Genomic DNA, 17997 nt, shown 5'->3' on the forward strand with positions numbered 1-17997 from the left:
GAGCATGAGCGAGAGCAATCGGCAACGCGCCATCGGCCTGGTCCAGGCCTATTACGACGCCTTCAATCGCGGCGATTGGGACGCCATGCTGGCGTTCCTGGCCGACGATGTGGCGCACGACCTCAATCAAGGTGCGCGCGAGATCGGCCGTGCGGACTTCGCGGCCTTTCTGCAGCGCATGAATGACAGCTACCGCGAGCAGTTACGCGACATCGTGATCACCGCCAACGACGACGGCACGCGCGTGGGTGCCGAGTACGTGGTGCACGGGGTCTACCACACCACCGACGAAGGCCTGCCGGAAGCCAACGGGCAGACCTATGTGCTGCCGGGCGGTGCGTTCTTCGATGTGCATGCCGGCACGATTACCCGCGTCACCAACTACTACAACCTGCAGGAATGGATCGCGCAGGTCTCGCGCTGAGTGCGTCGATCGGCATGCGCTAGACCTGTGTAAGGAGCGCACCAGGGCGCCATGAAGCGTTACCGTGAATGCCCCGTCGCGCCCGGGTGCGCTCCTACGGAGGTGGTCGGGGTGTTACAGCCGCACGATGCCGACCACCACCAGCACGAAGATGCTCCACTTGAGCACCTGGTACAGCGGGTTGTTGCGCTCTTTCAGCGCCTTGGCCTTCAGGCGCGCCGCGTAGAAGTAACGGAACACGCGGTTGATGCCACCGGTCTTGTCGCCTTCCTGATTGGGCGAGGCGCCGGCCGACAGCAGGCTGCGGCCGACGAAGCGATTCAGCGCCGCCGCCCAGCGCCAGCGCATCGGGCGTTCGATATCGCAGAACAGGATGATGCGGTCCTGGTCGGTGTCGTTGCGCGCGTGGTGGATATAGGTCTCGTCGAACATGGTCCACTCGCCGTCGCGCCAGCTATGGCGCTGGCCGTCGACATCGATGAAGCAGCGGTCGTCGTTGGGCGTGGCCAGGCCCAGGTGCAGGCGCATGGACCCGGCGAACGGGTCGCGGTGCGGGCGCAGCTCGCTCCCCGGCGGCAGTTCGGCAAACATCGCTGCCTTCACCGTGGGGATGGATTTGAGCAACGCGGTGGTCTGCGGGCACAACTCGGCCGCAGACGGGTGCGCGGTGCCGTACCACTTCAGATAGAAGCGCTTCCAGCCACGCCGGAAAAACGAGTTGAAGCCGATATCGGTATAGCCGTCGGCGGCGCGGATCTTCTGCATCTGCTGCAACGCCACCGCTTCATCGCGGATCACCGGCCAGTTGGCGCGTAGCGGCGCCAGCTCGGGGAATTCCTTGCCCGGATCGATAAACGGTGTGGTCGGCACGCGCGAACACAGATACATCAGCGTGTTGATCGGCGCCATGAAGGTGGAATGGTCGAGCAGCTGCCGGCTGAGCCGGTGGCGCACGCGACCGCGGTAATGGATATACAGCGCCGATGCGATGAACAGCGCGATGAGAAGCCACTTCAACATGGGGGAAACCGTTTGGGGGCAGGGCCGCTGGGGGCACAAACCCGAAGCGGTGCGCCGGGACAGGATCGCGGCGCGTTATAAGTGAATTCTACCGGCAGTCGCTGCCACACCTGACGGCGCGGCATCGGTGCCGGCGCAATGCTGTGTATCACCGGCACGAGCGCGCCGGGGCGGCCGATGTGCGCCGCTGCGGGGTCAGTCGATACGGCGGCGGATCGGGATGGAGGACACCGGCACGCTGGCCACGTCCTGACCGCGCTCGCGAATGGGCGCGCCCGGCGCCGGCGCCCAGGCGTGCGCATAGATCACTTCCCAGGAGCTGGGCAGGGTGCCGTCCGGCCGCCGTAGCGGTTCGTAGGCGGCGCTGGCGGCGGCAAAGCGGCCACGGCCGGTCAGCGTGGCGCGGCGGTTGCTGAGCGCATTGGTGGCGCCCATCGCACGCAACTCGCGCATCAACGCGGGCAGATCGTTGTAGGTGAGCGTGAACAGATCGCGGTCCAGCACCGGGTCGCGGAAGCCGGACATCAGCAGCGCATCGCCGAATTGCGCGATCGGCGGGAAGCGGCTGACGTGCGGGGCGGTGTCGGCCTGGGCGAAGGCGTCGCGCAACTCGATCAGGGTTTCCGGCCCGAAGGTGGAGCACAGCAGCAGCCCGCCCGGCCGCAGCGCGCGGCGGAACCCGGCGAATACCGCCGGCAGGTCTTCCACCCACTGCAGGCACAGATTGCTGAAGATCACATCCACGCTGCCGTCGGCCACCGGCAGCGCGCGCGCATCGGCGCAGACCTGTGCGAACGGCTTCCACCAACCGGCGGCCTTACGCGCCTGGCGCAGCATCGGCATGGCCTGGTCGAGCGCGATCACCTGCGCCTTGGGCCAGCGCTTCTTGATCGCGCCGCTGGCGTGGCCGGGGCCGGCGCCGACATCCAGCACCACCTTGGGCACTTGCTCGCCCAGGTAATCGAGCGATTCGAGCAGGCGCGTTTCCACTTCGCGCTGCAACGCGGCGGCGGCGGCATAACTGTTGGCGGCCCGCGCAAAGGCGCGGCGGACGTGGCGGGGATCGAAAGTGCTGTTCATTGCGACGCTATTGTCGCCCGTGGGCGCGGCGGAGGGAATCGATGCGTGGTGTGGCGTGGCAATCGGCCTGGAGAACTCTGCGAGCGGTCGCTCTGCCAGCGACTGCGTGGCGACCGCAATGAACTAGCAATGTGTTTCGACAAGCCGAGTCGTTGCCGAAAACAACCGCGACGTCGTCCGCGGTTGCCACAACCTCCGCATGGCCGACGCGCTCTAGAACGTGCCCGGATAACTGCCGCCGTCGATCAACAGGTTTTGCCCGGTGATATAGCCGGCCTGCGCGCTGCACAGAAACGCGCAGGCCGCGCCGAATTCGTCCGGCTCGCCGAAGCGCCCGGCCGGGATGGCGGCCTGCTTGCGCGCGGCGACCGCTTCGGCGGTGCTGCCTTGCTGTTGCGCGACGGCGGCGAAGTTGCCGCGCAGGCGGTCGGTGGCGAACTGGCCGGGCAGCAGATTGTTGAGCGTGACGTTGTCGGCCACGGTGCTGCGCGCCAGCCCGGCAACGAAGCCGGTGAGGCCGGCACGTGCGCCGTTGGACAGGCCCAGGATGTCGATCGGTGCCTTCACCGCGCTGGAGGTGATGTTGACGATGCGGCCGAAGCGACGCGCACGCATGGCATCGACGGTGGCGCGGATCAGTTCGATCGGCGCCAGCATGTTGGCGTCCAGCGCGCGCAGCCAGTCTGCGCGTTCCCACTGCCGGAAATCGCCCGGCGGCGGGCCGCCTGCGTTATTGATCAGGATGTCGACCTGCGGGCAGGCCGCGAGCGCGGCGGCGCGTCCTTCCGGTGTCGCGATATCGGCCACGACACTGCGCACGTCTCCGGCGCCGGGCAGTGCGCGCAATGCATCGGCGGCCGCGTCCAGTGCAGCGCGGCCGCGTGCGGCGATCACCACGTTGACGCCTTCGCGCGCCAACGCGCGGGCGCAGCCCAGGCCCAACCCTTTGCTGGCAGCGCAGACCAATGCCCAGCGCCCGGCGATTCCCAGATCCATGCGATGTGTCCCCGATCAGCGAAGTCGCATGATCGGCGATCTGCTCACGGCACGGACGCAACGAAGCGTTGCAACGCCTCGGCCACCTGATCGGCATGGCCGAGAAACGGTGCGTGGCCGCCGCCGGCGATGGTGAGTGCCTGCGCGTGTGGCGCAAGCGCGGCGGCGGCGTGCATGCCGGCGGCCGGCACCAGCCGATCGCGTTGCCCGGCAATCCACAGGCTGGGGCGCGCCAGCTGCGGCAATGCGCGGCGCAGGTCGGTACGTTCGAGCAGGCGCAAGCCGTGTTGCAGGGCGTCGGCCGCCGGCTCGCCGCGTACGGTGAGCGTTTCGCGCAGGCTGCGCAGCTCGGCGCGCGCATGCGCCGAGCCCAGGGTATCCAACGCCAGAAACCGCTCCAGGGTGCCGCGGTAATCGCGCGCCAGGTCTTGGCCAAATTGCACGAACACGTCGCGCTCGACCGCATCGGCCCAGTCGGCACCCCGCACAAAGCGCGGCGTTGCCGCGATCATCGCCAGCCCACGCACCTGCGGTTGGGTGGCGGCGGCATGTAAGGCAAACAGGCCGCCCAGCGACCAGCCCACCCACACTGCCGGCGGCGTGGCCGCGGCAATCGCGGCGACCACGTACGGCAAGGCCAACGGCGTGGTGTCGTCGCGACTGAAACCGTGCCCGGGCAGATCGACCAGATGCAGTTGGTAGTGCGACGACAGCCGCTCCACCAGCGGCGCAAACACGCCGCCATGCAACGCCCAACCGTGCAGAAGAACCAGCGCGGGCCCGTGGCCGATGACATCGATATGCATGCGTGGATTGTCGCCGATTGGCGCGCGCTCAGCGTGCAGCGTGTGTGCGCACTGCGCTGATCGCAGGCGCCAGCACTGCCCATTGCTGGCGTGCATACCGGCGCCAGCACCAACGGTCCGGCCAACGCCAGCGACGCGCGCGCTGTGTGGCGATCGCCGCCGCTAGCCAGTCGTGATCGAAGCCCTCCCACACGCCGGCCACGCTGCGCAGATTGCCGATCAGCACCGGGTGCACCTCGTGCAGCAGCATCGTGCGCAGTTGCGGCAACGTAAACGGCGATGCAGCCAGGATCCGGGCAATATGCGCGTGGTCGCCATCGCACGCGCTATCCAGATACAGCAGCGACAGCGCCTCCCAGACGCGGCGTTGCGCAGCCGTGGCGGTTGGCGTCTCGGGCGCGGTCATTGCCATGTCAGCGGACCTGTTCCCAGTGACTGCCGGCGTGGATGCTGCGGTATCGGCGAGGAGCTGCCGACGCTCGGGTGACTGCGTTCGAGCGGAAGCGCTGCCGCAGTGGGTTGATCGGGCGTGCGGTTGTTTTGTTCGCGCATGACGGGGGGCGGTGATGTGACGTGCGCCCAATGCCGCCAACGCAGGTTTGCATGCAGTCGGCAGGTGCGCTTGGACGGTGCGCACGCATCGAACCATTCGCGCGATACATCGAGCGTCCGGGCGCCGGCCGCGCCGGTCCGGCGTTGTGCACGAGCGCGCTGCCGGCAACGGTTTAGAACAGCGAACACAACGACTGTGCTCACCGCCAGGCGGGCGTGGGCGGTGCTCGATGCGGCATGTACCACGCGTACACTCCGGTTCCTCTGCGCCGCCCACACCGACCTGACGACTGCTCGCGACGTTGTGTTGGCCGCTCTTAAGCGGACGCGCGCAGCGGCTGCCGGCTGACCACGTCACGTGCCTGCACGATCGCCTCGATCAATGCCTGCACCTGCTGCGGCGTATGCAGCGCCGACAAGGTCACGCGCAGGCGCGCCTTGCCTTCGGGCACGCTGGGCGGCCGGATCGCGCCAACCATGAAACCGGCCTGTTCGAGTGCGGCCGACATCGCCATCACCGTTGCTTCTTCGCCGCATAGCAGCGGCTGGATCGGCGTGTCGGAGGCCATCAGCTCGAACCCATGCCGGCGCGCGCCATCGCGGAAGCTGCCGATCAGTTCGACCAGGCGCGCACGCCGCCAATCGTCGCGGCGCGCCAGCCGCACCGCGGCCAGGGTGGCGGCTACCTGCGCCGGCGGCAGGGCGGTGGTGTAGATGTACGGGCGTGCGGTTTCGGCCAGATGGCGGATCAGCGCTTCTTCGCCGACCACGACCGCGCCGTAGCCGCCGAGCGCCTTGCCCAGCGTCACCAACTGCAGCGGCACTTCGGCAACGCCCAGGCCAGCATCGGCGACGCAGCCGCGCCCCTGCGGGCCGACCACGCCCACGCCGTGCGCATCGTCGACATAGAACAAGGCTTCCTGCATGCGCGCCACCAGGCTCAATGCACGCAGCGGCGCCACATCGCCATCCATGCTGAAAACGCCGTCGCTGGCCAGCATCGCCGCGCCCTCGGGGGCGCCCTTGAGCTGGCGCATCGCGCCTTCCACATCCAGATGTGGATACCGCCGCAGCCGGCAGCCGGCCAGACGCGTGGCGTCGAGCAGGCTGGCGTGATTGAGCCGGTCCTGCACGCAGACATCGTCCTCTTCGCTGAGCAAGGCTTGCTGCACGGCCAGATTGGCGATGAAGCCGCTTCCGAACAGCAGCGCCGACGGGTAGCCCAACCACTCGGCGATTTCGCGCTCGAGCGTTTCGTGTGCGGTGTGGTGGCCGCAGATCAGATGCGAGGCGGTCGCACCGGCGCCATCGCGCGCGGCGGCGTCCTGCAGGGCGGCAACCACTTCGAACTGTTGCGACAGGCCCAGATAGTCGTTGGAACAGAAACCGGTCAGCCAGCGGCCGTCGATCTCCAGCCGCACGCCATCGCGGCGGCCGACCTGGCGGCGCACCCGCACCCGTTCCTGGGCGACGCGCAACTTGCGCAGCGACGAAATCCGTTCGTGCAGATCGGGGCGAGCCATGAGGGAGTTCGACAACGGATAAGGGCCGCTAGCGTAGCGTGCCGCGGCCACATCGCCCAGCCGGCACCGACGGCCGGTGGGGCGGGTTGGCTGCCCGGTGAGCTTGGGCTGCCAGTCATAACGGTTTACTGCCGCGCCTGGCCCTACTGCGGTCAGCAGGGCCGGGCGCAGTGCAGGCTCATCCTTGGATGGCGTGCGCCGTCGTCACGCTGCGTGCTCGCAGGCCGCGCCGCGGGTGATGTCCGCATGCACCGTGCCGGGGTGGTCGTGGTCGGCGGCGTCGACGGTGATCTGCATCGGGCGCAGGCCCAGGCGTTGGAACAGGGCCTGGTCGCGCTCGGTGTCCGGGTTACCGGTGGTCAGCAGTTTTTCGCCGTAGAAGATCGAGTTGGCGCCGGCCAGGAAGCACAGCGCCTGCAGCTCGTCGCTCATCGCCTCGCGGCCGGCGGACAGGCGCACCATCGACTTGGGCATGACGATGCGGGCCACCGCGATCATGCGCACAAACTCGAACGGATCCAGTTGCTGGGTGCCGTGCAGCGGCGTGCCGGGGACCTGCACCAGCTGATTGATCGGCACCGAGTCCGGATGCGCCGGCAAGGTGGCCAGCGCCAGCAGCAGGCCAATGCGGTGCTCGCGGGTCTCGCCCATGCCGACGATGCCGCCGCAGCAGGTCTTCAGGCCCACATCGCGCACGTGCTCCAGGGTGTTCAGGCGGTCCTGGTACTGGCGGGTGTGGATGATGGAATCGTAGTAATCCGGCGCGGTGTCCAGATTGTGGTTGTAGTAGTCCAGCCCGGCGTCCTTGAGCGCGCGCGCCTGGCCGGCGTCGAGCATGCCGAGCGTGGCGCAGGTTTCCAGGCCCATGGCTTTGACCTCGCGGATCATCGCGGCCACCTTGGGGATGTCGCGCTCCTTCGGCGAGCGCCACGCCGCGCCCATGCAGAACCGCGAGGCGCCGGCGGCCTTGGCCTGGCGCGCCTTGGCGACCACTTCTTCGGTTTCCATGAGCTTTTGCGCGGCTACGCCGGTGTCGTAGCGCTGCGCTTGCGGGCAGTACGCGCAATCTTCCGGGCAACCGCCGGTCTTGACCGACAGCAGCGTGGAGACCTGCACCTGCGCCGGATCGAACTGTGCGCGGTGCACGCTGGCCGCGTGATGCAGCAACTCGGGGAACGGCAGATCGAACAACGCCTGCAGCTCTTTGCGATCCCAGTCATGGCGTACGACAACAGACATCGGAGTTTCCTGACAGTCAGCGGCTTGGAAGCCAGGCAGTCTGGTGAGCATGGAAGAGGCTGTCAACTTTGAAGAGGTGGGGTCGGTTTACAGATGGCCGCAACGGGTGTTGCGCCTGCTGTTGCCGAGCCTGTGCCTGGTCTGCGCGGAAGCGGGCATGGCCGATTGCGATCTGTGCCCGTCGTGCCGGGCCACGCTGCCGGAGCACGGCCATGCGTGCCTGTGCTGCGCCACCCAGCTGTTCGCCTCCGATGGGGTGGCATTGTGCGGGCAGTGCCTGCAGCAGACCCCGCCCCTGCAGCGCGTGCATGCGTGCTTCACCTATCGTTGGCCGGTGGACGGATTGCTGCGGCGCTTCAAGTTCCATCAGGACCTGGCGGCAGGGCGCCTGCTCAGCGAATTGATGGCCAGGCGCTGCGCACGGTTGCCGCGGCCGCAGGCCCTGGTGCCGGTGAGCCTGCACCGGCAGCGCTTGCGCCAGCGCGGTTACGACCAGGCGCTTGAGCTGGCCAGACCGCTGGGCCGCGCGCTGCGGTTGCCGTGTTTGCCGTTGCTGCGCCGCGTTCGTGCGACGGCGCCGCAATCCGAGCTGGATGCCGTCGAGCGCCAACGCAATCTGCGCGATGCGTTCATCGCACGCGGCGCCTTGCCCGCCCATGTGGCGCTGGTGGACGACGTGATGACCACCGGTGCCACGCTGCACGCGGCAGCGCAGGCCTTGCGACGCGCTGGCGTGCAACGGGTCGATGCCTGGGTGTGCGCGCGGGTACCGTGATGGTGTGGGTGGGAGCGGTCTGTGGTTGAGATGGCCGGGGCTGAGGCAAGGCTGCCGTAAGTGATGGCAAGCTAGGTCAACGACGGGGTCGGGCCGGCGGGGCTTTGCCGCTCTGTGCGGCTGATCAGCGCGTTACGCGTTTCTCGCTTCGGCTCGGGTTTGGTGGTCAGGTGGGTGCTGTTCGTTTATCGCGACGCTGCCCCGGGTTCTCGGGTAGCAGGCAGGCGGTCTTGTCACTCGGTGAGCGCGATCACAGGCGAAGACGCGAGTGTCGGTGGGCTGCTGTCGTGCTTAAGACGCTTAAAACGCTTAAAACAGGGGCGAAGTGCGCCGAGGCTAAAAGCAGATGCTGATGCGAGTGCGGGCTTGTTGCATCGGCCCGTCCCCTCACCCCAACCCCTCTCCCGCAGGAGAGGGGCTTGTCGCCTGCGGATTGGCCCTCAGCACTCTGGGCGTTATCTGGAGAGGTCGGTGCGGGTTCTATCAGCGCGGTTGTGGAAAGAGATCATCTGCTCGGAAAGCCTGGCGCACAGCCTTTAGCGTCTCCCACACCCCGAATCCCAAACTACGAATCCCCAATCCCCGCTCCTAACGCACTGCCACCGCGATCCCGACAAAGATCGCCAAACCCACCCAATTGTTATGCAGGAAGGCGCGAAAGCAGGGTCCGCGTTCGCGGTGGCGGGCGATGCGGAATTCGTAGAGCACCAGCGCTGCCGCCACGCTCAGGCCCGCCCAGTAGGCTGCATCCAGGCCGGCGCGCAGTCCGACGGCTGCCAGGGTCGCAAACATCGCCGCGTAGAGCGCGCCTTGCGCCAGCAGGTCGTACTTGCCGAACAGGATGGCGGTGGACTTGCTGCCCATGCGGATGTCGTCGTCGCGATCGACCATGGCGTACCAGGTGTCGTACGCGGTCGCCCACAGGATATTGGCCGCATACAACAACCAGCCCAGCAACGGCACGCTGCCTTGCACGGCCGCAAAGCCCATCGGGATGCCCCAGCCGAACGCCATGCCCAGATAGACCTGCGGCAGGTGAGTGTGACGCTTCAAATACGGGTAGCTCGCGGCCAGGAACACGCCGGGCACGCTCAGTGCCACGGTGAGCCAGTTGAGGCTGAGCACCAATGCGAACGCCACCAGCATCAGCACCACGAATACCCACAGCGCTTCGCGCCCGGACACCGCGCCGGTGGCGAGCGGGCGCGACTTGGTGCGCTCTACATGCGGGTCCAGCCAGCGGTCGGCGTAGTCGTTGATCACGCAACCGGCCGAGCGGGTCAGCCAGACCCCTGCGGTGAACACGAACAGCGTCCATAGCGGTGGCATGCCGTCGGCGGCCAGCCACAGTGCCCACCAGGTGGGCCAGAGCAGCAGCAAGCTGCCGATCGGGCGGTCGCCACGCACTAACTTCCAGTATTGCCCCAGCCGCTCGGACCACGTCAGCGCGGGCGCTGCGGGTGCCTGTTCGAAACCATGCTTGCTCATGCTGCAAAGGGTAGCAGCGCGCCCTGGATGCGGCCATCCGGGTGCGGCCATGCACGTGCTGGCTGCAAGAACTCCGGTCGACACGCGGATATGCGTCTGCGGTCGGAACTTGGCGAAGCAACGCGTGCGTGGGGCTCGGTGGCCGGGCCGGGTGTCGGCTGCTCCGGCGAGCGCGCGCGCTCCGCATGAGGGAGTGTGCGGAGCACATTGGACATCTCCCGCCAGACGGCCGACGGACGCCAGCGGCCCAAGGCATCACGCGGCTGGCGCAGGTTCTGGCATAATGCGCGGCCAGGCGCTCGTAGCTCAGCCGGATAGAGTAGTGGCTTCCGAAGCCATTGGTCGGGGGTTCGAATCCCTCCGGGCGCACCAGATGACTCCCTTCAGGGACATCCAAGAAAGTCCAAAACCCCCGAGAAATCGGGGGTTTTTATTGCCCGCAGGTCCTCCTGGATCCATCGTGATCGGTTGCCATCCAGGCTGATCGGCGGGGCATGGATGGGGGCAGCAGCAGCCTCCCAATACGAGTACGGATGCCCCATGTCGCCAAGAGCCGCTAACAAAACGACGATGCTCACCGTCAGCCGGCCGGTGCTCGGTGCGGAATGTACCGGCCGCACACCCAGTTCCAAGCGCGCCGTGCACACCCACCTGACGACTGCTCGCTACGTTTTATCAGCCGCTAGTTAGGTATCTCAGTCGCTATTTAGGTATCGCCTGCGGAGGAGTGGCGAGATCGCACACCTTACTCCAGTCCCAAATCTCCACCTCACACCTCGCGCACCGTCCGGAACGCATCCATATCGGCAAACGTGCAAAAGTGAAAACGCGGGATCGTGATGGGGCCCGCTGCCGCAAGCCGCTTGAGCCAGCCGCCCACTGCGGCGCGATAGGCAGCCTGTTCTGCGCGATCGAGCGTTTCGCACAGGTAGGCCAGCGAGATATGAAACTGGAAGTTGATGTAGTCCGGGCGCTGCAGGCGGGTCAGCGTCATCAGTGCCTGACGCGCGGCTTCCAGGCGCTGCGCGGTCTGTGCATCGGCAGGTTGCAGCGGGATGAGCAGATTGTCGTTGCTGCCGGTCTTTGCCGCAGACGGATTCACCACAAAGCTGCACGCACCCAACGGCGCGGCCGTGCGTTGCGCCAGCCGCGAAAGAAAATCGGCATTGATCTCGTTCAACGCCACATCGCGCGTCAGATCGCTTGGCCATGGCCCGCTGGCGCGGTCGATCTCGTTGACCCCGCCCAGCAGGGTCACGTGATAACTGCTGGGTGGCAGCAGCGCGAACTTGCTCGCGAAGCGGTGCTCGGGCAGTTCGCGGTAGATGTCCAGCACGCGGTCGAAGCTGTCGTAGCTCTCGCCCTGTTGTTCGAGGTGGCCCACGAAGGTATTGCCGGCAAATGCCATCGGCCGACGTGAGCGCAGGAACTTGCGCCCCACATCCGGCGGCGGTGTGCTGGCCAGCGCGGGCAGGCCGCTGGTCAGCAGCGTGGCGCCGGCTGCGGCGGCCATCAGATGGCGGCGGCTGATGGGGGTGTCCAGAAACGACGACATGGGGAGCTCCTCAGAGTTTGACGTTGACGCCGAGCATCACGGTGGGGGCCATCTTCCAGGCCGATTGCACGTATTCCTGATCGCGGCCGATGCGGTACTGATAGCCCTGGCCGGCCAGATTGAGCACGTCCAGGCTCACCGCCAGCGTGGGCGACACGTCCCAGGCCAGTTTCAGGTCCAGACGGTCCAGCGGCTGCTGGTAGCGGTTGCGATAGAACTCCTGCTGGCTGCTGTAGTTGGGGTAGCGGTCGTCCCACAGCTCGCCGGTGCGGCTCCAGGCCAGCGTGCTGCGCAGCGGCCCGCGGGCGTAATTCAGGGTCAGGTTCCACAACTGCCTGGGCTGCTGCGGCAGCACGTCCAGCGTGGTGCGGGTGCCATCGCCGAGCACCACCGGGTAGTCCACGTGCAGGAACGTCACATTGGCGCCGACCGACAGCCCGGCAAGCGCGGGTAGCCACGGGCCGAGTTCCTTGATCGCGCCGAGTTCGGCACCGCGCATGCGCACCGGGCGGTCGGTGTTGCGCGGCTGGGTGACCAGCACCTGCTGGCCGTCGATGTCCTGCAGCTGGCCGTAGCGGAAGATCTCGTTGTCGATGGTCTTGCGGAACAGGGCGATCGACAGCAGGCTGCCGCCGTCGTCGAAGGTCCAGTCGTGGCCAAGGTCCAGATTCTGCGAGCGGCGCGGTTGCAGGTCCGGGTTGCCCTGGTTGAGCGTCGGCGGGGTGCTGCCCAACGTGAGCACGCCGCCGTTGAGCGCCATCTGGTCCAGCCGCGGCCGCCCGATCGAGCGCGAGGCGCCAACGCGCAAGGTGCCGTTGGCGCTGGTCTGCCACTGGCCGGCCAGCGACGGCAGCCAGTTGCGGTAGGTCCGTTGCGCGCCGACCGCGGTCCACACGTTACCGCTCAGTTGCTGGCCGGTGCTGCCGAAGCGGGTCTGTTCCAGGCGCACGCCACCGGCCAGGCGCCAGCGTTCGCCGCGCCACTGCGCCTGGGCGAAGCCGGCGCGCACCTGCTCGTCGACGGTGTAACTGCCGCTGTTCTGTGCGGTGGTGTCCACCACCCCACGCGCCTGACCGGCAACCGCATCCCAGCGTGCGTCGGCCAGCGCCGGGGCGATGGTGAGCATCGGCATGTTGCAGCCCAGCGCGCAGGTGGGGCTGCCCAGCACATCGGCCAGCGAATACGGCAACCCGCTCCAGGTGGTGCGCTGGAACGCGGTCTGCATATGCGTGCGGACCTGTCGCAGGCCCCAGGCCAGGCCCAGTCCCTGGCTGTCTTCGTCCATGTTGCGACGGAACTCCAGTTGCAGGTCGCTCACTCGCTCGGCGTAGCTCGTGCGCTCCTGCTGGTGGTTGAGGTTGGTGTAGCGGGTCGGGTCGTCGGCCAGCGCGGGGTTCAGGGGCGCGAATGCGGACAGTTCGCCGCTCCAGTCGAAGGCATAGGCCAGGCGGTTTTGCTGGAAGCGATCCCAGGTCTGCGGGTTGTCCACCGTGGCGCGCGAGGTGCTTGCGCGCAGCGCGCCGCGCCACTGCGCCGGCAGCTCGGCCAGCAGTTCGCCGTTGACGCCGGTCAGGCCGCGCTTCCAACGCAACTGCCCCAGCTCGACGAGCTGGTTGAGGTTGTCCAGCGTGCCGCTTTGCGGGCCGGTGCGGGTCAGGCGCGCGCTGCTTTGTACCTGCGCGGCCTGGGTGGCGCGGTCGGAGGCCTCGCGCTGGCGGAACGCATACCCGGACACATGGCCGCTGAGTGGGCCGTCGGGCTGCCAATCCACGCGCATGCTCACGCTGCGGCGCTCGCGGGTGTTGTCGTAGTTGTACCAGCGCCGTTCGCTGGGCACCGCGTCGCCGACTCCGCCATAGGGCACCGGAGCGCGCGTGCCGTCGGCGTTGTACCAGTTCAAGGCGCCCCCGTTTTCCTGCTGTGGAACGGAGATCACCCGGCGCCAGAGGCTGACCGCCCCCAGAAACGCAAACGCATCGTCGCGGCCGAAGCGCTTGCCCCATTTGAGCTCGCCTTCGCCCACCGGGGTGCGGCCGCCATAGCGTTGCCCCATCAGGTTGGCGCCGCCCTTGGCCGAGCCGGTCAGCAGGCCGTCCGGGCGGCCGAAGCCGGTGGCGGTGACCAGGTTGGTGACCCCGCCGATCGCGCCGCCGTCGTTTTCCGGCAGCAGCGACTTCACCACATCGATGCGGTCGACGAAGTTGGCCGGCAGCACATCCATCATGGCCTGGCGGCTGCCGATGTCGTTGCTGGCGAACGCAAAGCCGTCGATCAGCATGCTGTTGTAGTTGCCGTTGAGGCCGCGCACGGTCACGTAGCGCGGTTCGCCCTGGTATTCCACGGTGCTCACGCCGGTGACGCGGCGCAACGCGTCGCCGACGTTGAAATCCGGCAATTGCCCGATGCTGTCGGCGGCCACCGAATCCACGATGGTCGGCGCGGCCTGCTTGGTGGCGATGGCACGGGTGTTTTGCGACTGGAACGAGGTACGGACCTGCACCGTATCCAGGGTGTGCGCGTCATCCAGGACTGGCGCGTCGGCCTCGACCGGCGTCTGGGCTGCGCTGGCCGGCCCGGGAAGCCAGCCGATCAAGGCCAGCCCCAACGCCAGCGACAACGCATGCCGGGGCTGCGGGCAAGGCGGTGGGGAGCAATGGGGGTGGGAATGAGGTTGCAACGGGCGCATGGCACGATCCGACGTCGGGCGGCCCCGAGGTGGCGCCGCAGGCGGATTAAATTAAGCTTCTTAATTAAAACGATTATGACAACGACGGAGCTTTCGCCGCGCATGCCTTCCTTCTTCGCAAACGCGGCCATCCGTGCGCATTACCGTCGCCGTGGCGATGGCCATGCCGCTGGCGCCAGCGAGCGCCTGCTGCTGGACCTGATTCGCCGTGACGGCCAGGTAGCGCGCGCCGATCTGCCGCGTGCCAGCGGGCTCAGCGTGCCCGGCACCAAGGGCATCATCGACCCGCTGGTGGCCCATGGCCTGCTGCAGCTGGGGCCGTCGCTGCGGCGTGGCCGCGGCCAGCCCAGCGCGCAGGTGAGTCTGGTGCCCGGCTATGCGTACAGCATCGGGGTGTCGTTGATGGTCGATGGCATCGCGGTGGTGTTGATCGACTTCGCCGGGCAGCTGCGTGGCCAACACCAGTACACCGCCTTCCCGCTGACCCTGGAGGTGGTGCGCGCGCACTTGCCTGTGCTGGTGGAGGCGGTGCTGCAGGCGGCCGGCGTGGACCGGCAGCGTGTGTTCGGCGTCGGTCTGAGCATGACCGGGCCGCGGATCGGCGATGGAACCCGGGTCAATCCGCCGCTGTCGCTGGCAGCGGAATGGATGCAGGTCGAGCTGGACCGGTTGGTCGCCGACTGCCTGCAGCTGCCGGTCTGGATGGACAACGATGCCCACTGCGCCGCGCTGGCCGAAGCGGTGTACGGGGTAGGGCGGCAATCGCCGGATCTGGTCTATCTGTACATCGCCGATGGCTTTGCCGCGGGCGTGATCGCGGCGGGCAGCGTGCGCCGCGGGGCGCATGCGAATGCGGGCGAACTCGGCCGCATCTCCGCCATCACCGGCATGCCGCGGCCCACCCTGGAAAGCCTGCGTCAGGCGCTGGTCGCCGACGGCCATGTGCTGCCGGACCTGCACGCCATGCTGCAGCACTACGATGCTGGGTGGCCGCAGATCGACGCCTGGCTGGATCTGGTGCAACCGACCGTGACCCTGGCGGTGGCCGCCATCATCGCGTTGATCGACCCGCCGACGGTCGTCTTCGGCGCGCGCCTGCCGGCCGATCTGGCGCAGCGGCTGATCGCCCGCATCGCCTTCGAATCGGCGCCGCGGCGTGGCGTTGCATCGCCGTATCCATCCTTGCTGGTGGGGCAGGTGCAGGCACAGGCCACGGTGCTGGGCGCGGCCATGTTGCCGTTCAAGGAAACCCTGTTCTAGCGCAGACGATGCCGCTTGCCTGCAGGGACGACAGCGTTGGGCGTGCGGCATCGTTTCGCATTGCGATGGCAGATTTCGCCCCGGTCGGGCATTGTCATATGGCATTCGGTCTACTGGCCGCCACCAGTGCTCCGGAGCGCATCATGCGTATTAGTCCTTCGCAACTGTCCGTCCCGCCCGCCGCCGCGTTGGCAACGCCCACGCACGCCACTCCAAGCACGCCAGCGAACGTGCCGCACCTGCCCGGCGGCAACCAGCCGCCGGGGACGCGCCCGCGTCGCCGCGGCGCCAACGTGCCGCCGCTGGTGCCCTTGCCCGACAGCGCGATGACCGGCGCGCAGGCGCTGGTGGCGATCGATGGGGAGTTTTCCGAGCAGCGCCTGGTCGAAGTGCAGGCCAGGCAGATCACCGTGCAGGCCGCGCAAAGCACGCTTTCCAAGTATCTCGCGCAGGCGGGCACGGCCCGGAACCGGGACAGCATCGCGGAACGCTTTGCCGCCGGAACGCTGCAGCCGGTCTACCTGGATAGCGCCGCGTTCACTGCCATGGCGCGCGGCCTGTCCGGGCGCGCACGCGCAGCGGCAGGCCCGGTGCTGGTGGATGCGGAGCACGGGCGCATCATCTTCGATCTGAAGCGCGCGTTTACCACTGGCGACAACTTCAGCGATCCAGCGCTCAGCGCATTGCGCAAGGCGCTGGATCTGCCTGGTCTTGGACTGGCCACGCCGGACTGGCTACAGCCGGGATCATCCGCACCGCCGCGTCGCAAGTTGCAGCAGGCCGCGCAGTACCACGGCCACGAGGTGCCGGCGCAGGATGGCGGCGCGGCCTTCTTCAAAGCCAACGACCATCATCTGGTGGCCGGTAAGCAGGCGTTGCTGCACAAGCACCGCAAGGAGCTGATCCACGAGAACTATTTCCAGGCGCCCAGCACGCGCGCGCTGGGCAAGGACGTGATGGTGCACCGGGGCTTGTTCGACAACCATGCCGGCATTCCGGAGAACTCGCTTGCCGCCATCGATCGCGCCTACGAACAGGGTTATCGCAATCTGGAGCTGGATGTCGAAGTCAGCGCCGACGGCGTGCCGGTGCTGATGCACGACTTCAGCATCGGCCGCATGACCGACGACCCGCAGAACCGGCTGGTATCGCAGGTGCCGTTCGCGCAATTGCGTCAGATGCCGCTGGTGATCCGCAACCCGGTCGATGGCAACTTCGTCAAGACCGACCAAACCATTGCTGCCGTGGAGCAGGCGCTGGAGCACGTGTTGCAAAAGCCCGAGGCCATGTCGGTCGCACTCGATTGCAAGGAAGACACCGCCGAGCCGGTAGCGATGCTGCTGATGCGTCGGCCGGAGCTGCGCAAGGCCGCGGCGATCAAGCTGTATGCCAAGTACTACACCGGCGGTTTCGATCAATTTGTGGCCAATCTGTACACGCACTACCAGATCAATCCGCTGCACTCGCAGGATGCGCCACGTCGTGCCGCGCTCGATCGCCTGCTGTCCAAGATCAATGTGTTGCCGGTCTTCAGCCAGGGCATGCTGGCCGACCAGCAGCTGCGCGATTTCTTCCCCGGCAAGGACACCGGGCCGGAAGGGTTGGCCGACACGGCAGTGCAATGGCTGGAAAGCTGGAACAGGATGCGCCCGGTCATCGTGGAGGCGGTGGCCACCAATGCGGACACCGATGCGGGCAAGGCCATGGAATTGACACGCACACGCCTGCGCCAGCCCGACTCGGCTTACGCGCAAGCGGCATTTTCGTCCGGCTACCGTTACGAGGATTTCTCCCTGCCGCGCGCCAACCACGAAAAGGATTACTACGTCTGGCGCAATTTCGGCGAGATGCAGAAGCTCAGCAACGAAGCCTTCGGGATCCAGCGCACCACGGCCGGTGCCTTTCGCGATGCCGGCGAGAGCCTGCTGACCGACCAGCCGGAAGAAGAACTCCTGGCCCTGCTGGAAAACCGCACGCTGGCGCGTGGCCATACCGGCATGGAACTGGATCTGCCGCCGGAGACCCCCATCGACAGCGCGCGCGATGCGCAGATCGTGCAGCAGCGCAGCAGCGAATTCCGCGCCGCATCCAAGCCGGCCGACCCGGCCCTGGTGGCGGCAGTGCGCGAAGGTCGCGTCCTGGACCGTAGCGTAGAACTCCAGCACGATCCCGCCGCACGGCGCGCGGTCGATGCCCGCGCCGAATCGCTGGGGCGACTGAACGCGCAGTATCGCGGCGCACCGGTGAGCCACTATCTCAACGCGCAGGCCGAACAGATCGAACCCGAGCAGTGAGATTGGCCAAGCGCTGCTGCGCCAAGTACGTTGCCGGCATGCCGCCGCACCACCCGGCTGGGCGCTCTGCCACCAGCCGGCGACCACGCAGCGTCTTTCGACCAAGACGATCGTCCTCATCGCGTTCGATCGTTTGCCCGATGGCGGCAAGGGGCTGCTGCGTGACACCTGTGCGCGTTGGGTGCTGAAGGAGATGGACCAACCTTAGGCGGTGCGCCCGCTGCCGCTGCGGGCGATTTCAGGATCCCGCGCAGCTGGTCAACCACCGGTTCTTCCAGATCTCCACCGTCGAGCAGGAC

At 67.4% G+C, this 17997-nt stretch carries 14 protein-coding genes, 1 tRNA gene and 2 other RNA genes; 7 read left to right on the forward strand and 10 right to left on the reverse strand.

The window, feature by feature from the left end; translation table 11 throughout:
- Positions 1–4: 4 nt before the first annotated feature.
- A complete protein-coding gene (locus ACCQ06_RS02185; RefSeq protein WP_104614266.1) occupies positions 5–424 on the forward strand; it encodes a nuclear transport factor 2 family protein in 420 nt (139 codons plus the stop codon).
- Positions 425–538: 114 nt separating this feature from the next.
- On the opposite strand, the gene lpxO is transcribed toward ACCQ06_RS02185, so the two are convergent.
- From lpxO to ACCQ06_RS02210, 5 genes are all read right to left on the reverse strand, one after another.
- A complete protein-coding gene (gene lpxO, locus ACCQ06_RS02190; RefSeq protein ID WP_104614267.1) occupies positions 539–1444 on the reverse strand; it encodes a lipid A hydroxylase LpxO in 906 nt (301 codons plus the stop codon).
- A gap of 195 nt (positions 1445–1639) precedes the next feature.
- Complete coding sequence (gene bioC, locus ACCQ06_RS02195) at positions 1640–2524, reverse strand: malonyl-ACP O-methyltransferase BioC (protein ID WP_104614268.1); 885 nt, start codon at positions 2522–2524, stop codon at positions 1640–1642.
- Between the two features lie 213 nt (positions 2525–2737).
- Positions 2738–3520: an SDR family oxidoreductase gene (locus ACCQ06_RS02200; RefSeq protein ID WP_316690004.1), complete on the reverse strand. Its 783-nt coding sequence runs from the start codon at positions 3518–3520 to the stop codon at positions 2738–2740.
- A gap of 44 nt (positions 3521–3564) precedes the next feature.
- A complete protein-coding gene (gene bioH, locus ACCQ06_RS02205) occupies positions 3565–4326 on the reverse strand; it encodes a pimeloyl-ACP methyl ester esterase BioH (protein WP_104614270.1) in 762 nt (253 codons plus the stop codon).
- Between the two features lie 28 nt (positions 4327–4354).
- The gene (locus tag ACCQ06_RS02210; protein WP_228322872.1) at positions 4355–4738 is read right to left on the reverse strand and encodes a DUF7079 family protein; all 384 of its coding nucleotides are present in this window, start codon (positions 4736–4738) and stop codon (positions 4355–4357) included.
- Positions 4739–5115: 377 nt separating this feature from the next.
- On the opposite strand from ACCQ06_RS02210, the gene ACCQ06_RS02215 reads away from it, so the two are divergent.
- Positions 5116–5191, forward strand: a non-coding RNA gene (locus ACCQ06_RS02215) — sX9 sRNA.
- Between the two features lie 4 nt (positions 5192–5195).
- Here ACCQ06_RS02215 and bioF read toward each other — a convergent pair.
- Together bioF and bioB are read right to left on the reverse strand one after the other, a co-directional pair.
- A complete protein-coding gene (bioF, locus tag ACCQ06_RS02220; protein ID WP_228322873.1) occupies positions 5196–6401 on the reverse strand; it encodes an 8-amino-7-oxononanoate synthase in 1206 nt (401 codons plus the stop codon).
- Positions 6402–6605: 204 nt separating this feature from the next.
- Positions 6606–7640, reverse strand: a complete 1035-nt coding sequence (bioB, locus tag ACCQ06_RS02225) for a biotin synthase BioB (protein ID WP_316690006.1) — start codon at positions 7638–7640, stop codon at positions 6606–6608.
- A gap of 49 nt (positions 7641–7689) precedes the next feature.
- Here bioB and ACCQ06_RS02230 point away from each other — a divergent pair, with 49 nt between their 5' ends.
- On the forward strand, positions 7690–8415 hold the full coding sequence (locus ACCQ06_RS02230; RefSeq protein ID WP_316690007.1) for a ComF family protein: 726 nt from the start codon (positions 7690–7692) through the stop codon (positions 8413–8415).
- 588 nt (positions 8416–9003) lie between these two features.
- Here the strand turns inward: ACCQ06_RS02230 and ubiA are convergent.
- Complete coding sequence (gene ubiA / locus ACCQ06_RS02235) at positions 9004–9903, reverse strand: 4-hydroxybenzoate octaprenyltransferase (RefSeq protein ID WP_316690008.1); 900 nt, start codon at positions 9901–9903, stop codon at positions 9004–9006.
- Between the two features lie 295 nt (positions 9904–10198).
- Between ubiA and ACCQ06_RS02240 the strand changes: the two genes are divergently transcribed.
- Both ACCQ06_RS02240 and ACCQ06_RS02245 read left to right on the forward strand, forming a co-directional pair.
- A tRNA-Arg gene (locus tag ACCQ06_RS02240) sits at positions 10199–10275 on the forward strand.
- A gap of 233 nt (positions 10276–10508) precedes the next feature.
- A non-coding RNA gene (locus ACCQ06_RS02245) (sX9 sRNA) lies at positions 10509–10584 on the forward strand.
- Positions 10585–10672: 88 nt separating this feature from the next.
- Here ACCQ06_RS02245 and ACCQ06_RS02250 read toward each other — a convergent pair.
- On the reverse strand, positions 10673–11458 hold the full coding sequence (locus ACCQ06_RS02250; protein WP_316690009.1) for a DUF1868 domain-containing protein: 786 nt from the start codon (positions 11456–11458) through the stop codon (positions 10673–10675).
- A gap of 10 nt (positions 11459–11468) precedes the next feature.
- Positions 11469–14144: a TonB-dependent receptor gene (locus ACCQ06_RS02255; RefSeq protein WP_316690010.1), complete on the reverse strand. Its 2676-nt coding sequence runs from the start codon at positions 14142–14144 to the stop codon at positions 11469–11471.
- A gap of 102 nt (positions 14145–14246) precedes the next feature.
- Between ACCQ06_RS02255 and ACCQ06_RS02260 the strand changes: the two genes are divergently transcribed.
- Positions 14247–15404, forward strand: coding sequence for an ROK family protein (locus ACCQ06_RS02260; protein WP_104614278.1), 1158 nt, complete (start codon positions 14247–14249; stop codon positions 15402–15404).
- Positions 15405–15547: 143 nt separating this feature from the next.
- Complete coding sequence (gene avrBs2, locus ACCQ06_RS02265) at positions 15548–17698, forward strand: type III secretion system effector avirulence protein AvrBs2 (protein WP_316690011.1); 2151 nt, start codon at positions 15548–15550, stop codon at positions 17696–17698.
- The last annotated feature ends 299 nt before the right edge of the window (positions 17699–17997 follow it).

This window comes from Xanthomonas sp. NCPPB 4467 (assembly GCF_041475665.2).
Classification (GTDB): Bacteria; Pseudomonadota; Gammaproteobacteria; order Xanthomonadales; family Xanthomonadaceae; genus Xanthomonas; species Xanthomonas dyei.

Coding starts and splice junctions, on each gene's coding strand:
- ACCQ06_RS02185 (WP_104614266.1), top strand. CDS start 5: ATGAGCGAGAGCAATCGGCAACGCGCCATCGGCCTGGTCCAGGCCTAT.
- lpxO (WP_104614267.1), bottom strand. CDS start 1,444: ATGTTGAAGTGGCTTCTCATCGCGCTGTTCATCGCATCGGCGCTGTAT.
- bioC (WP_104614268.1), bottom strand. CDS start 2,524: ATGAACAGCACTTTCGATCCCCGCCACGTCCGCCGCGCCTTTGCGCGG.
- ACCQ06_RS02200 (WP_316690004.1), bottom strand. CDS start 3,520: ATGGATCTGGGAATCGCCGGGCGCTGGGCATTGGTCTGCGCTGCCAGC.
- bioH (WP_104614270.1), bottom strand. CDS start 4,326: ATGCATATCGATGTCATCGGCCACGGGCCCGCGCTGGTTCTTCTGCAC.
- ACCQ06_RS02210 (WP_228322872.1), bottom strand. CDS start 4,738: ATGGCAATGACCGCGCCCGAGACGCCAACCGCCACGGCTGCGCAACGC.
- bioF (WP_228322873.1), bottom strand. CDS start 6,401: ATGGCTCGCCCCGATCTGCACGAACGGATTTCGTCGCTGCGCAAGTTG.
- bioB (WP_316690006.1), bottom strand. CDS start 7,640: ATGTCTGTTGTCGTACGCCATGACTGGGATCGCAAAGAGCTGCAGGCG.
- ACCQ06_RS02230 (WP_316690007.1), top strand. CDS start 7,690: ATGGAAGAGGCTGTCAACTTTGAAGAGGTGGGGTCGGTTTACAGATGG.
- ubiA (WP_316690008.1), bottom strand. CDS start 9,903: ATGAGCAAGCATGGTTTCGAACAGGCACCCGCAGCGCCCGCGCTGACG.
- ACCQ06_RS02250 (WP_316690009.1), bottom strand. CDS start 11,458: ATGTCGTCGTTTCTGGACACCCCCATCAGCCGCCGCCATCTGATGGCC.
- ACCQ06_RS02255 (WP_316690010.1), bottom strand. CDS start 14,144: ATGCGCCCGTTGCAACCTCATTCCCACCCCCATTGCTCCCCACCGCCT.
- ACCQ06_RS02260 (WP_104614278.1), top strand. CDS start 14,247: ATGCCTTCCTTCTTCGCAAACGCGGCCATCCGTGCGCATTACCGTCGC.
- avrBs2 (WP_316690011.1), top strand. CDS start 15,548: ATGCGTATTAGTCCTTCGCAACTGTCCGTCCCGCCCGCCGCCGCGTTG.